The sequence below is a fragment of the Streptomyces sp. NPDC022552 genome, from assembly GCF_055561875.1.
In genome coordinates, this window is sequence record NZ_JBVHGJ010000003.1 from 573,010 (window position 1) to 585,658 (window position 12,649).

The following is a 12,649-nucleotide window of genomic DNA, read 5'->3' on the forward strand; positions in this document are numbered from 1 at the left end:
CAGTGGGGAGTGCCAGAGCCGAGACTATGACTGCGATTAGCACTCGGTCAAGCGGAGTGCCAATACAGTGCCGCGTGGCGATTCGGTCCCGGTACGGGCAACGGCGCTTCGGAGCCGATGGTTCCGCACAAAGGTGCGGTTGCGACGGCCTCAAGGCCCCGGGTGCCGGCTCCCGTCGAGCCCGGCCAGTGTGTGGAGGACGCGGGCCGCCGTCCTCGAGAACGCCCCGTCCCCCGCCCCCGCCTCCCCGACCCGCACGGCCGCCTTGCGGCCCAGGCGCTCGATCGGGTCCACGGACGAGGCGCACCCCGTCACCCCCAGGAGCGCGCCGGCCAGCGCGACGGCGGCCACCGGCCGGCGCGCGCGCCTCACACGTAGTCCTCGAGCTTCGCGACCGCGTACCCCTTGGCCGTGATCGTCTTCATCACCCGGCGGATCATGTCGGGCATCGAGCCCTTCCAGTCCCGCTTGCCCCGGAAGTGCGTGAGCACGATGTCACCGGGGTGCAGGTCCCGGTCCCACTCGCGCCACTCCATCCGGTCCGGGAAGGCCTCCGAGGCCCAGAGCGGGACCGCCTTCACCCCGCACGTCTGCGCCGCGCGCAACGTGTCCTCGTTGTAGTTGCCGTACGGCGGGCGGAAGAGCGGGGGCCGTGTGCCGAACTGCTTCTCGATGACGTCCTGCATCCCGCAGATCTCCCGCTTCTGCGCCTTGTACGAAAGCCCGGGCAGATAGCGGTGGTTGAGGGTGTGGTTGTGCAGGGAGACGCCGGAGTCCCGCATCTTCTCGAAGTACCCGTAGTCGTCCTTGACGACGTAGTCGCTGAGGAAGGCGCTGTAGGGGATCTGGAGGTCGCTCATCATCCGCAGCAGCTCGGGGTCCTTCTCCGCGCCGTCGTCGATCGTCAGGAAGACGACCTTCTGTTTGGTCGGCACGGTGGTGAAGACCGGCGGCAGGCCCTCGCCATCGGTCTCGAAGCCCTTGCGCGTGGTGATCTTCGGCTTCACGGCAGGCGGCGCCGGGGCCTCCAGGGGCGGCCGTTCGAGGCCCCATTTCTTGGCGGCGAGCACCCGGGCGGCGCGCCGCTCGCGGACCTTCTCCACGTACGAGTCGAGTGCGGCGGCCGCGCCCTCGGGCTGCTGCTGACCGGCGGCGGGGCGCGCGGGCGCCTTGCGTCCGCTCTCGGAGCCCTCGCCGGAGGGGCCCGCACAGGCCGATCCGAGCGCGGCGACCACCAGCGCCGCACCCACCGACCGGCGAAGGCGCAGGGCTCGCTTTGTTCGCATCTGTTCTTTTTGTCTTACTAGCTGCATGGCGCCGCATCCTGTCAGCGCCGGGACCGCCAGGGCCGCCGACACCGCCGCCCCGGCGCCCACCGTCCCCCGGCTGGCCCACAATGGGACGGGTGACCGACCTCGCCGACTTCACCGCCCTGCTCTCCCCCGAGGGCCAGACGCTGCTCGCCGCCCTGCGCGACTACGACCCCGCCCAGGAACTGGCCGTCGCCTCCCGGCTGCGCCGCGAGCACCCCGCCGAGCTGGTCTCGGCGGCGCTGGGGCAGGCGCGGCTGCGTCAGCGCGCCGTGGCGAAGTTCGGCGCCGAGGACGCGTACCGGATGTACTTCACGCCCAACGGCGTCGAACAGTCGACGCGGGCGACGGTCGGGGCGTACCGCGCGGAGCGGCTCCGCGGGCTCGGGGTGCGCGGCGTGGCCGACCTGTGCGGCGGGATCGGCGGGGACGCCCTCGCGTTCGCCCGGGCCGGGATCGCGGTCCTGGCGGTGGACCGCGACCCGCTGACGGCCGAGGTCGCCCGCGCCAACGCCGCCGCGCTCGGTCTCGCCGATCTGATCGAGGTGCGCTGCGCGGACGTGACCGAGATCGACACGAGCCCGTACGACGCCGTCTTCGTGGACCCCGCACGGCGCGGGGGAAGGGGCCGGATCTTCGACCCCGAGGCGTACTCGCCGCCGCTCTCCTGGGCGGTCGAGGCCGCCCGTACGGCCCCGCACGCCGCACTGAAGATCGCCCCCGGCATCCCGCACGAGGCCGTGCCGCAGGAGGCCGAGGCCGAGTGGATCTCGGACGGCGGGGACGTGAAGGAGGCCGTCCTGTGGTTCGGCACCTCCCCCGGCACCCGCCGGGCCACCCTCCTGCCCTCCGGCGCGAGCCTGACCGGCCGCGGCCTGCCCGATCCGGCGGTCCGCCCGGTCGGCCGTTACCTCTACGAGCCGGACGGCGCGGTCATCCGCGCGCATCTGGTCGCCGAGGTGGCCGAGGAGCTGGACGGGGGTCTGATCGACGAGACCATCGCGTACGTCACCGCCGACACCCTCACCCCCACCCCGTATGCCACGGCGTACGAGATCACCGACGAACTGCCCTTCAATCTGAAGAGGTTGAAGGCACTGCTGCGTGAGCGGGAGGTCGGCACGCTCACGGTGAAGAAGCGCGGCTCGGCCGTCGAACCCGAGGAGATCCGCCGCCGCGTCAAGCCGAAGGGCCCGAACGCCGCCACGGTCGTCCTGACCCGGGTCGCGGGGGCTCCGACGATGCTGATCGGCCACCCGGTGAAGGCCTGAACGCACCCCCGGGGCTAGGCCACCAGCCGTACCGCCAGCCGGTAGTGGTTGATCGCCTTCGTCGCGCCGATCAGGCCGTTGATCCACAGCCCGAGCGCCGCCCCCATGAGGTAGGTGACCGTTCCGTATCCGCCGCGCCCCGGGCCGACCGCCTCCGCGGGCGCGGCCAGGGAGACCCAGAGGCCGAAGGCGCACATGGCGAGCGAGACCAGCAGCCAGACCACGCTCAGCACGGGCTCGCGCAGCCGCGCGTCGGCGGCGCGGTCGGCGTCCAGCGAGGCCCACAGGACCAGCCGCTCCCGCGCCTCGCGGTCCCGGCGGACACCCCGGGCGAGGAAGAAGACGGCGGGGACCACGGCAGGAAGCCCGAAGGCCACGAAGAAGCAGGCGAACAGGGCCGAGAACGGGTCGCTGGACTCGTCCAGCATGATGAACCCGGTGCCGCAGATCCCCCAGCCGAGCTGAAGGGTGGCCACCCAGACCAGGAAGACCGACAGCCGCGCTCCGCCCAGCAGACGGCGGTTGAGCTCGGCCATCGCCCGTGCCCGGTCGGCCAGTCGGGCCTCGCGGCCGGGCCAGCTCCGTATCTCGGCGGGCGGCGGAGGGGGAGGCAGGGGTGCGCGTGGGGACATACGGCCGACCCTACCGAGCCTCCGACGCGCCCCGCCCGTCCGCCCGTTCGGCCCGATCCGCCGCCCCCTCCGGGTCCGCCCGTTCGGCCCGATCCGCCGCCCTCCGCGGGCCCGCCCGTTCCGCCCGCTCCCGCAGCAGCTCCCGCTCCCGTTCGTTACGGGTCAGCGAGGCCGCCCGCTCGAACTCCGCACGCGCCTCGTCCGACCGCCCCAGCCGCTCCAGCAGGTCCCCGCGGACGCTCGGCAGCAAGTGGTAGCCCATCAGGGCACGTTCCTCCGCCAGCGCGTCGACGAGGGCGAGGCCGGCCTCCGGGCCCTCGGCCACCGAGACGGCGACCGCGCGGTTCAACTCGACCACCGGCGAGGGCGCGACGGCAGCGAGCCGCCCGTACAGCGCGGCGATCGTCCGCCAGTCCGTCTCCTCGTACGCCGGCGCCTTCGCGTGACAGGCGGCGATCGCGGCCTGGAGGGCGTACGGACCGTACGTACCGCCCTCGCCCGCCCGCCCGAGGGCCTCGAAGCCGCGCAGGATCAGCCGCCGGTCCCATCGGCTCCGGTTCTGGTCGGCGAGGAGGACCGGCCGTCCGTCCGGACCGGTCCTGGCCGCGGTCCGGGAAGCCTGGATCTCCAACAGGGCCGCCAGTCCGTGGACCTCGCCCTCCTTCGGCATCAGCCCGGCGAGCACCCTGGCCAGCCGCAGCGCGTCCTCGCACAGCGCCGGCCGCAGCAGGTCGTCGCCGGCGGTCGCCGCGTAACCCTCGTTGAAGATGAGGTAGATGACGTCCAGGACGGAGCCGAGCCGGGCCGCCCGCTCCTCCCCGTACGGCACCTCGAACTCCACGCCCGCCGTCGCCAGCGTCCGTTTCGCCCGCACGATCCGCTGCGCGACCGTCGACTCCGGTACGAGGAAGGCGCGGGCGATCTCGTCCGTGCGCAGCCCACCGACCAGCCGCAGGGTCAGCGCGGTCCGCGCCTCGGCGGAGAGCACCGGGTGGCAGGCGGTGAAGATCAGCCGCAGCAGGTCGTCGTCGATGTCGCCCGGCCCGGACGGCTCGGGGTCGTAGGACTCCTCGGTCAGCTCCCGCCCGACCTCGGCCAGCTTGCGCGCGTACGTCTCCCGGCGGCGTACGAGATCGACGGCGCGGTTCTTGGCGGCGGCCGTCAGCCACGCCGCCGGCCGCTCGGGGACGCCCGTCCGCGGCCACTGCTCCAGGGCGGCGACCAGCGCGTCCTGGGCGATCTCCTCGGCGATGCCGACGTCGCGCACGATCCGCGCCACGGCGGCGATGATCCGCGGCGACTCCATCCGGAAGACCGTCTCGACGGCGGCGGGGGCGGGTGCGGTCATGGATCCACCATGACAGCACCCGCCCCGGTGGTCGCCTACATCTCCTCGATCTCGCGGACCTCGCAGGTCACCTTCCACTGCGGCGGGTGAATCTCCAGGAACCGCCTGGACCACTCGATGGCCTCGGCCTTGTCCCGGCACTGGCTGATGGAGTAGCCGCCGACGACCTCCTTGGTCTCGGTGAACGGGCCGTCGGTGGTGCCGATCTTCCCGTTCTCCCAGATGACGCGGGTGGCCTCGGAGGTCGGCTTGAGCCCGGCCGTCTCCAGCATCACGCCCGCCTTGGTGATCTCCTCGAACAGCGCGGCCATGCGCTCGTCGAAACCGGGGTCGGCGTCCTCCATCTGGAACGCGCCCTCTTCGATGCGGATCATGGTCAGATAGCGGGGCATGGTCTGTCTCCTTGCGTGGCGGGCGGGGCCGTTCCCCGCCTTCCACTCATACGTCGAACGGGCCGGGCCCGCATCGACACCGGAGCCGGAAAACTTCTAGACGTAATCCTCCAGGCGGGCCACCGTGAAGCCCTGCTCCTGGATGTGGCGGAGCATGTTGGCCGTCATCCGGGTCATCGTCGTGCCCTTGAGCTCGGCCGGTCCGCGGAAGTGGGCCAGGATGATGTCGCCCGGATGGAGCTTCCTGTCCGCGCGCTGGTACTGCATGTTCTTGATCTGCATGGACTCGCGCCACAGCACGATCGCGTCCACGCCGCACTCCCCCGCCGCCGCGCGGGTGTCCTCGTTCCAGTTGCCGAACGGCGGGCGGAAGAGCCGCGGCTTCGTGCCGTACTCCTTCGCCAGCTTCGTCTGCTGGCCGCATATCTCCCGGCTCTGGGCGGCCCGGCCGAGGGTGCGCAGGTTCGGGTGGGTGAGGGTGTGGTTGGCGAAGCCGTTGCCGAGGGCGCCCAGCCGGGCGAAGTACGGGTAGTCCGTCCGTATCGCGGAGTCGGTGAGGAACATCGTCACCGGGACCTTGAGCTCCTCCATCATCGTCACGAACTCCGGGTCCTTCTCGGCTCCGTCGTCGATCGTGATGAAGACGATCTTGTCCTTCGTCGGTATCTCGCTGATGACGGGGACGGGACCGCCCGCCTGCCGCCGCACCGGCTTGACCTTCGGCGGCGCGGGCGGGGCGGCGAAGGGCTTCAGACCCCACTTCCGGTACGCGGCCGAGGCCTCGGCGGCCCGGTCGGGGGCCGGGGCCCCGCCCTCGGCGGGGCCCTTGTCCTCGGCGGAGGCCGTCGCCGGCGCGGACGGTCTCGCGGCGGAGGGCTCCGCCCCCGCCGAGCCGCCGCAGCCCGACACGAGCAGCGCGGCGACGGTCAGCGCCGCCCAGGTCACGATCTTCTTGTCCACGCCGTGAGTCACGCCGTGGATGATGTCGAAACCGTGCCGGAGGTTGCCTCAGTCCACGGACTCGAAGCGCCAGCGGTGCACCGGCCTGGTGACCAGGTCGGCCGCCGGCTCCGGCAGCTCGGGCAGCTCGGCGTCCACCGCCGGGGCCTCCCACCAGGTCAGCACGAGCACACGGTCCTGCGGGGCCCGGAAGGTCTCGCGCCGGAGCGGCTCGTACGGAAGCTCCCGCGACCGCGCCCACTCCAGGAGTTCGGCGCCCCGGCCCTGGACCGCCCGGGCCTCCCACATGAGCGTGAGGATCACGAGTAGAGGTTCTCCTTGCTGATCTCGTGCACATGGTCGTGGTCGTGGGTGTGGCCGTGACCGTGGCCGTCCGCGCCCGGCACGTGCGGGTCCGTCACCGGGAGCGACGAGTCCGCCGACAGCTCCAGGTCGGAGGCCGGCCGGTTCCGGGCGACCATCTCGGCGCCGAGGGCCGCCACCATCGCGCCGTTGTCCGTGCACAGCCCGGGCCGCGGCACCCGCAGCCGGATGCCGGCCCGCTCGCACCGCTCCTGGGCCAGCGCCCGCAGCCGCGAGTTGGCCGCGACTCCGCCGCCGATCATCAGGTGGTCGACGCCCTCGTCCTTGCAGGCGCGTACGGCCTTCCGGGTCAGCACGTCGACGACGGCCTCCTGGAAGGACGCCGCCACGTCCCGTACCGGCACCTCCTCGCCGGCGGCCCGCTTGGCCTCGATCCAGCGGGCCACGGCGGTCTTGAGACCGGAGAAGGAGAAGTCGTACGCGGGGTCCTTCGAGCCGGTCAGCCCGCGCGGGAACGCGATCGCGTTCGGGTCGCCCTCCCTCGCGAGCCGGTCGATGACCGGGCCGCCGGGGAAGCCGAGGTCGAGGACGCGCGCGATCTTGTCGAAGGCCTCGCCGGCCGCGTCGTCGATGGTGGCACCCATCGGCCGGACGTCGGCGGTGATGTCGGGGGCGAGCAGCAGCGAGGAGTGTCCGCCGGAGACGAGGAGGGCCATCGTGGGCTCGGGCAGCGGGCCGTGCTCCAGCTGGTCGACGCAGATGTGCGAGGCCAGGTGGTTCACGCCGTACAGCGGCTTGCCCAGCGCGTAGGCGTAAGCCTTGGCCGCCGAGACGCCGACGAGCAGCGCTCCCGCGAGGCCGGGGCCCGCCGTCACGGCGATGCCGTCGAGGTCGCGGGCGGAGATCCCGGCGTCCTTCAGGGCGCGCTCGATGGTCGGGACCATCGCCTCCAGGTGCGCGCGGGAGGCGATCTCGGGCACGACGCCGCCGAAGCGGGCGTGGGTGTCGACGCTGGAGGCGACGGCGTCGGCGAGCAGCGTCGTGCCCCGGACGATGCCGACGCCGGTCTCGTCGCAGGAGGTCTCGATACCGAGTACGAGCGGTTCGTCAGCAGCCATCGGAATCAGTTCCAGTTTCGGTCTCAGTTGCTTGAACGGTCAGTCGCATCACGAGCGCGTCGACGTTGCCCGGCTGGTAGTAGCCGCGCCGGAAGCCGATCGGCTCGAAGCCGAAGCGCTCGTACAGCTTCTGCGCGCGGGTGTTGTCCACCCGTACCTCCAGGAGCACCTCTTCGCACTCGAACGCGGTGGCGTGCTGGAGCAGGTCGGTGAGCAGCCGCGCGCCGAGGCCGGTGCCCCACTGGTCGCGGGCGACGGCGATCGTCTGGACGTCGCCGAGGCCGCCGGCGGCGGCGAGTCCGGCGTAACCGACGAGCTTCCCCCCGGCCTCCGCCACGACATAGCGGCGGGTGGCGCGCGGGCCGCGGGCGTGGGCCAGCTCGGACCAGAACATCCCCTCGGACCAGGCGTCCTCGGGGAACAGCTCGTGTTCGAGCACGAGCACGGGCTCGATGTCCCACCAGCGCATCTCGCGCAGCGTCGCGGCGCCGACGGCGGACGGTCCCGCGGTCGCGGGCTGTCCGGCGCTCACGGGCGGCCCGGCAGGCTGTCCGGCGGTGGGCTGTCCGGCGGTCACTTGGGCGTGACCACCTTGTAGTTCTTCGGCACCTGGGCGTCGGGGCGGCGCAGGTACATCGGCAGCGGGTCGAGGAAGTCGGCGCCCGCCGCGAGCCGCTCCGCCGCGAGCGCGGCCAGCGCGCCCGCCGACTGGTGCTCGGGGTCGCGGGCATCCGGGAAGACCTCGGGGTACAGGCGCGCGCCCGCACCGACGACCGGCAGCCCGGCAACCTGCTCGGCGATCTCGGCGGGCCGGTCGACGGCCGCGTCGGTGACGCGCGTACGGGAGTTCTCGTACCGCGCCCAGTAGACCTCCTTGCGGCGCGCGTCCGTCGCGACGACGAACGGCTCCTCGATCCCCGAGGCGTACGCGAGCCCGTCCAGGGTGCACAGGCCGTGCACGGGCACGCCGAGGACGGAGGCGAAGGTCGAGGCGGTGACGAGACCGACGCGCAGTCCGGTGTACGGCCCCGGCCCGACGCCGACCACGAGGCCGGTGACCGCGTCGAGCTTCAGCCCGGCCTCTTTCAGGACCCGGTCGACGGCGGGCAGCAGCAGCTCCCCGTGGCGGCGGGCGTCGACCTGCCGCGACTCGGCGACGACGGAGTCGCCGTCGTGGAGGGCGACGGTGACGGCGGGCGTGGCGGTATCCATGGCGAGCAAGAGCACGCAAACAGCCTACGGCTCCCGGCCGGTCCGCACGGCGCCCCGTCCCGGTCGCCCGCGGCTGCTACCGTCACGTCGAACAGGTATAGGGGTACCTCCCGGGCCGGAGGCTCCGGGGAGGAAGGTGGGCAGCAGGGTGGCACGGAGCAGCTCGGGATTCGTGGCCGGGCTCACGGCGGCGGCGGTCGCCGCGGTCGCCTTCCTCGCCTACCAGGCGTCGGCGAACGCGCCGGCGGACGTCTCGGCCAAGCCTAGGGCCACCGCGACCCCTTCCTCCGCCGCGACCGGTGGCCCACAGAAACCCGTCAAGGACCCGCTCGCCGTGCCCGCGAACTCGGGCACCGGAACGCGCGTCGTGTACGCGCTGGCCGAGCGGCGGGTGTGGCTGGTGGACGCGAAGGGCCAGGCCACGCACACCTTCTCGGTCATGCCCAGCACGGTCCACCCGGCCCCGGGGTCGTACAAGGTGACCTCGCGCTCGGGTGCGGTGACCGGCTCGGACGGGGTACGGATCGAGCACGTGGTGCGGTTCGCGAGCGTGCAGGACGTCTCGGTCGGCTTCAGCGCGGCGGTCGACGGCTCGCTCCCGACGCCGGACCCGTCGCGGAAGACGGGCGGCATCCGCATGAAGCGCGCGGACGCCACCGCGATGTGGACGTTCGCGTCGATCGGCGCGAAGGTCGTGGTCGTCGCGTAGGAACGCGACGACCGGACGCCCGGCCGACGCCCACGCGGCCCTCTCCGGCAGGCGGAACGGCCCACGCCCCGACCTCTCCGGCAGGCGGAACGGCCCGGCACGCGCGTGTCCGGCGCACCGTGCTCCCGCCCGCTCTGCGCGCGCGCCGCTCCCGCCGGCTCTTCGCGCGCCGGGCGCGCGAGCCCGGCACGCGCGGCTCACGCCCCGGGCAACGCCACGCCGTCACTCGTACGGGCTACGCCGCCTCGCGCTCGATGTCCTGCTCGACGTGGTCCGGGCGGTCGGTCTCCGCGCGGTCCGACTCTCTCGGCGGTGTCGACACCACGTTCGCCGCGGCACAGGACGCCAGCAGCTCACTCATCGAGATCCGCGCTTCCGCGCGCTCTGGCGTCGCCATGCATGCCTCCCGTAGGTTAGGTACACCTAACCAGCTCGTGCATCCATGTCACCACGGCTCGTACGGTCGCCGCAACATCTTCCCGACACCTTGTCGGAACCTACGTACGTTCAGCTCAGCGCGAGGTTCTCGTCCGCCCACCGCGCGCCGATCCCCCGCAGCGCGACCGTGCGCCGGTCGTCGTCCGTGTCGCCCACCACACGGTGGATCAGGATGTGCAGCCGGTCGTCCGTGAGGTCCTCGACCTTGCCGTCGCCCCACTCCACGACGACCACCGACTCGGGCAGCGAGACGTCCAGGTCGAGGTCCTCCATCTCGTCGAGCCCGCCGCCGAGGCGGTACGCGTCGACGTGGACCAGGGCCGGACCGCCGACCAGCGACGGATGGACGCGGGCGATGACGAAGGTCGGGGAGGTGACGGCGCCGCGCACGCCGAGGCCCTCGCCCAGGCCACGGGTCAGCGTCGTCTTTCCGGCGCCGAGCTCGCCGGTGAGCATCACGAGGTCGCCCGGGCGCAGCAGCTTCGCCAGACGACGGCCGATCTCCTGCATCTCCTCCGGGGAGTCGATGTCCAGGGTGGCAGCGGAGTGCGGTTCTTCCATACGGCCCAACCTAACTGCTGCCGGCGCCCGCCCTGGCCGCTGCCGCGGGGACCGCTCCGACCTTCGCCAGCAGGTCGGCGAGCCGGTCCGTCACCGCCTCGGGGTGCTCCAGCATCACCAGGTGCCCGGCGTCGGGCACGATGACCAGCTCCGCGTCCGGCAGCAGATCGACGATCGCCTCGGTGTGCGAGCTGGGGGTGACCAGGTCACGGTCACCGGCGAGCGCGAGCACGGGTACGCCGAGGAAGGCCGCGAGCGCCGCCGCCTTGTCGTGCTCGGCGAAGGCCGGGTAGAACTCCGCCACCACGTCGATCGGGGTGGACTCGATCATCCGCTCGGCGAACCGGGCGACGGCCGGGTCCACGTCCCTGGACGAGAACGAGTACTTCTTGATCAGCCCGGCGAACAGGTCGGCCGTGGCTCTGCGGCCCCGCTCGACGAGTTCGGCCTGCGCGCCGAGCGCCTTCAGGACACCCGGAAGGACCCGCCGCACCACGTTGACCCCGGCCGTGGGCAGCCCGTAGTTGACCTCGCCCAGTTTCCCCGCCGACGTACCGACGAAGGCGACGCCGACGACCCGCTCGCGGACGAGGTCCGGGTAGCGGTCGGCGAGGGCCATGATCGTCATGCCGCCCATCGAGTGCCCGACCAGGACGAGCGGCCCTTCGGGCGCGGCGGCGTCGATGACGGCCCTGAGGTCGCGGCCCAGCTGGTCGATGGAGACGGGCACACCGTCGGGGCCGGACTGGGCCACGCCCCGGCCGGAGCGGCCGTGGCTGCGCTGGTCCCAGTAGACGGTACGGACGAGTCCGCGCAGGGCCTCCCGCTGGAAGTGCCAGGAGTCCTGGCCGAGGCAGTAGCCGTGGCTGAAGACCACGGTGACGGGCGCGGGGGCCTTGCGGCCGAAGAGCCTGCGGCGACGGGGCGCCGGCGCGTCCGGCGCGACCGCGTCCGTCTCGTAGTACAGCTCGGTGCCGTCGTCGGCGGTCGCCTTGCCGGGGGTGCCGCGCAGGGAGCCGTACGGCGCGGAGGTGTCGAGGGCGAGCCGTGCCTTCTGCCGCATGCCGCGCCCGACCGTGAGCCGCTCGACGGCGACGCCGGCCGCCGCGCCCGCGGCGAGGACGCCTATCGCGGCACCGGCGAGACCGGCACGCCGCCAGTTGTCGGTGCTGGACTCGCTCACTGCCGCTCCCTGTTCGGTAGGTGCCCTGCCTGTTCGCTCACCCGTTCACATAGACGCGCGGGACGCGCGCGCCGATGCGGGTGACGATCTCGTACGCGATGGTGTCGGCGGCCTCGGCCCAGTCCTGGGCGGTCGGCTCGCCGCGGTCGCCGGGGCCGAAGAGCACGGCCTCGGTGCCGGGTTCGACGTCGTCTCCGTCGAGGTCCACAACGAACTGGTCCATGGCGACCCGGCCGGCGACCCGGCGCACCCGGTCGCCGACCAGGACGGGGCCGCGGCCGGAGGCGTGGCGCGGGACCCCGTCGGCGTAGCCGACCGGCACGAGGCCGAGCCGGGTCTCGCCCTCGGTGACGTAGTGGTGCCCGTAGCTGACGCCGTGGCCGGCCGGGACCTGCTTCACCAGTGCGACGCTCGCCTTGAACGTCATGACCGGCCGCAGACCGAAGTCGGCGGGGGCGCCGAGCTCAGGGCTGGGCGAGACGCCGTACATGGCGATGCCGGGCCGGACCAGGTCGAAGTGGGTCTCGGGGAGGGTGAGCGTCGCCGGGGAGTTGGCGATGTGCCGGACCTCGGGCTGGACGCCGGCCTTCTCGGCGTAGTCGAGCATCGAGCGGAAGACGTCGAGCTGGGAGGCGCTCGAGGGGTGGCCAGGCTCGTCGGCACACGCGAAGTGCGACCAGAGCCCGGTGACCGTGACCAGTCCGTCCTTCTCCGCCCTGAGCGCCTCACCGACGAGCTCGGGCCAGTCGGCGGGCTGGCAGCCGTTCCGGCCCAGCCCGGTGTCGGCCTTGAGCTGGACGCGGGCCCGCCGCCCGGTCTCCCGCGCCGCCTGGACGACCTCGCGCAGGGCCCACATCCCGCTGACGGTCATGTCGAGACCGGCCTCGATACCCTCGGCCCAGGGGTCGCCGGGGGTCCAGAGCCAGCACAGGATCGGGGCGTCCGTGAGCCCGGCGGCGCGCAGGGCGAGCGCCTCGTGCGGGGTGGCGGTGCCGAGCCAGTCGGCACCGGCTTCGAGCGCGGCGCGGGCGCAGCGGACGGCTCCGTGTCCGTACGCGTCCGCCTTGACCACGGCCATGACCTGGACGTGGGGCGCGACACGGGCACGCAGCGTGCGAACGTTCGCACGCAGCGCACCGAGGTCGATCTCGGCGCGGGCTCGGCGGGGCGGCGGTGTCTCAGTCATCGCGCCCAGTCTCTCAGGTGTCGGCC

16 protein-coding genes are annotated in these 12,649 nt (G+C 73.1%); 2 read left to right on the top strand and 14 right to left on the bottom strand.

All coding sequences use genetic code 11. The features are described from left to right. Nucleotides 1-150: 150 nt before the first annotated feature. Nucleotides 151-372, bottom strand: coding sequence for a hypothetical protein (locus ACZ3OF_RS12375; protein WP_467304337.1), 222 nt, complete (start codon nt 370-372; stop codon nt 151-153). Then, nucleotides 369-1,286 carry a polysaccharide deacetylase family protein gene (locus tag ACZ3OF_RS12380; protein WP_361667635.1) on the bottom strand — a complete coding sequence of 306 codons (918 nt, stop codon included), beginning with the start codon at nt 1,284-1,286 and terminating at the stop codon, nt 369-371. Before ACZ3OF_RS12380 ends, ACZ3OF_RS12375 begins: the two co-directional genes overlap by 4 nt. A gap of 110 nt (nt 1,287-1,396) precedes the next feature. On the opposite strand from ACZ3OF_RS12380, the gene ACZ3OF_RS12385 reads away from it, so the two are divergent. After that, nucleotides 1,397-2,581: a THUMP-like domain-containing protein gene (locus tag ACZ3OF_RS12385; protein ID WP_361667632.1), complete on the top strand. Its 1,185-nt coding sequence runs from the start codon at nt 1,397-1,399 to the stop codon at nt 2,579-2,581. A 14-nt stretch (nt 2,582-2,595) separates the two neighbouring features. Here the strand turns inward: ACZ3OF_RS12385 and ACZ3OF_RS12390 are convergent, their stop codons facing one another. The 8 genes from ACZ3OF_RS12390 to tsaB form a co-directional block, all read right to left on the bottom strand. Further along, nucleotides 2,596-3,213: a hypothetical protein gene (locus tag ACZ3OF_RS12390; RefSeq protein WP_361667629.1), complete on the bottom strand. Its 618-nt coding sequence runs from the start codon at nt 3,211-3,213 to the stop codon at nt 2,596-2,598. A gap of 10 nt (nt 3,214-3,223) precedes the next feature. After that, nucleotides 3,224-4,561, bottom strand: a complete 1,338-nt coding sequence (locus tag ACZ3OF_RS12395) for an RNA polymerase sigma factor (protein WP_467304340.1) — start codon at nt 4,559-4,561, stop codon at nt 3,224-3,226. Between the two features lie 35 nt (nt 4,562-4,596). Then, nucleotides 4,597-4,953, bottom strand: a complete 357-nt coding sequence (locus ACZ3OF_RS12400) for a YciI family protein (protein WP_361667623.1) — start codon at nt 4,951-4,953, stop codon at nt 4,597-4,599. Nucleotides 4,954-5,049: 96 nt separating this feature from the next. Beyond that, nucleotides 5,050-5,925 carry a polysaccharide deacetylase family protein gene (locus ACZ3OF_RS12405; protein WP_361667620.1) on the bottom strand — a complete coding sequence of 292 codons (876 nt, stop codon included), beginning with the start codon at nt 5,923-5,925 and terminating at the stop codon, nt 5,050-5,052. 36 nt (nt 5,926-5,961) lie between these two features. Then, nucleotides 5,962-6,216: a hypothetical protein gene (locus tag ACZ3OF_RS12410; RefSeq protein ID WP_361667618.1), complete on the bottom strand. Its 255-nt coding sequence runs from the start codon at nt 6,214-6,216 to the stop codon at nt 5,962-5,964. Further along, entirely contained in the window at nt 6,213-7,334 is a 1,122-nt protein-coding gene (gene tsaD, locus ACZ3OF_RS12415; RefSeq protein ID WP_361667616.1) for a tRNA (adenosine(37)-N6)-threonylcarbamoyltransferase complex transferase subunit TsaD, read from the bottom strand. The genes ACZ3OF_RS12410 and tsaD overlap by 4 nt, the downstream gene beginning before the upstream one ends. After that, nucleotides 7,324-7,803, bottom strand: coding sequence for a ribosomal protein S18-alanine N-acetyltransferase (gene rimI / locus ACZ3OF_RS12420; protein WP_361668742.1), 480 nt, complete (start codon nt 7,801-7,803; stop codon nt 7,324-7,326). Before rimI ends, tsaD begins: the two co-directional genes overlap by 11 nt. A gap of 104 nt (nt 7,804-7,907) precedes the next feature. After that, nucleotides 7,908-8,561: a tRNA (adenosine(37)-N6)-threonylcarbamoyltransferase complex dimerization subunit type 1 TsaB gene (gene tsaB / locus ACZ3OF_RS12425; RefSeq protein WP_361667613.1), complete on the bottom strand. Its 654-nt coding sequence runs from the start codon at nt 8,559-8,561 to the stop codon at nt 7,908-7,910. A 133-nt stretch (nt 8,562-8,694) separates the two neighbouring features. Here tsaB and ACZ3OF_RS12430 point away from each other — a divergent pair, with 133 nt between their 5' ends. Then, on the top strand, nt 8,695-9,255 hold the full coding sequence (locus ACZ3OF_RS12430) for a hypothetical protein (RefSeq protein ID WP_467304345.1): 561 nt from the start codon (nt 8,695-8,697) through the stop codon (nt 9,253-9,255). Nucleotides 9,256-9,490: 235 nt separating this feature from the next. Here the strand turns inward: ACZ3OF_RS12430 and ACZ3OF_RS12435 are convergent, their stop codons facing one another. The 4 genes from ACZ3OF_RS12435 to alr all read right to left on the bottom strand — a co-directional run bounded on the left by ACZ3OF_RS12435 (nt 9,491) and on the right by alr (nt 12,623). Further along, on the bottom strand, nt 9,491-9,652 hold the full coding sequence (locus ACZ3OF_RS12435; protein ID WP_361667611.1) for a hypothetical protein: 162 nt from the start codon (nt 9,650-9,652) through the stop codon (nt 9,491-9,493). A gap of 110 nt (nt 9,653-9,762) precedes the next feature. Then, nucleotides 9,763-10,254: a tRNA (adenosine(37)-N6)-threonylcarbamoyltransferase complex ATPase subunit type 1 TsaE gene (tsaE, locus tag ACZ3OF_RS12440; protein WP_361596314.1), complete on the bottom strand. Its 492-nt coding sequence runs from the start codon at nt 10,252-10,254 to the stop codon at nt 9,763-9,765. 10 nt (nt 10,255-10,264) lie between these two features. After that, nucleotides 10,265-11,437 carry an alpha/beta fold hydrolase gene (locus ACZ3OF_RS12445; RefSeq protein ID WP_361667609.1) on the bottom strand — a complete coding sequence of 391 codons (1,173 nt, stop codon included), beginning with the start codon at nt 11,435-11,437 and terminating at the stop codon, nt 10,265-10,267. Between the two features lie 37 nt (nt 11,438-11,474). Beyond that, the gene (alr, locus tag ACZ3OF_RS12450) at nt 11,475-12,623 is read right to left on the bottom strand and encodes an alanine racemase (protein WP_467304348.1); all 1,149 of its coding nucleotides are present in this window, start codon (nt 12,621-12,623) and stop codon (nt 11,475-11,477) included. Between the last annotated feature and the right edge of the window lie 26 nt (nt 12,624-12,649).

What these genes read in the sequence shown, in the direction of transcription:
- ACZ3OF_RS12385 (WP_361667632.1), top strand. Translation starts at nt 1,397, where the DNA reads ATGGGACGGGTGACCGACCTCGCCGACTTCACCGCCCTGCTCTCCCCC.
- rimI (WP_361668742.1), bottom strand. Translation starts at nt 7,803, where the DNA reads ATGCGCTGGTGGGACATCGAGCCCGTGCTCGTGCTCGAACACGAGCTG.
- tsaD (WP_361667616.1), bottom strand. Translation starts at nt 7,334, where the DNA reads ATGGCTGCTGACGAACCGCTCGTACTCGGTATCGAGACCTCCTGCGAC.
- ACZ3OF_RS12395 (WP_467304340.1), bottom strand. Translation starts at nt 4,561, where the DNA reads ATGACCGCACCCGCCCCCGCCGCCGTCGAGACGGTCTTCCGGATGGAG.
- ACZ3OF_RS12435 (WP_361667611.1), bottom strand. Translation starts at nt 9,652, where the DNA reads ATGGCGACGCCAGAGCGCGCGGAAGCGCGGATCTCGATGAGTGAGCTG.
- ACZ3OF_RS12390 (WP_361667629.1), bottom strand. Translation starts at nt 3,213, where the DNA reads ATGTCCCCACGCGCACCCCTGCCTCCCCCTCCGCCGCCCGCCGAGATA.
- ACZ3OF_RS12380 (WP_361667635.1), bottom strand. Translation starts at nt 1,286, where the DNA reads ATGCGAACAAAGCGAGCCCTGCGCCTTCGCCGGTCGGTGGGTGCGGCG.
- ACZ3OF_RS12400 (WP_361667623.1), bottom strand. Translation starts at nt 4,953, where the DNA reads ATGCCCCGCTATCTGACCATGATCCGCATCGAAGAGGGCGCGTTCCAG.
- alr (WP_467304348.1), bottom strand. Translation starts at nt 12,623, where the DNA reads ATGACTGAGACACCGCCGCCCCGCCGAGCCCGCGCCGAGATCGACCTC.
- tsaE (WP_361596314.1), bottom strand. Translation starts at nt 10,254, where the DNA reads ATGGAAGAACCGCACTCCGCTGCCACCCTGGACATCGACTCCCCGGAG.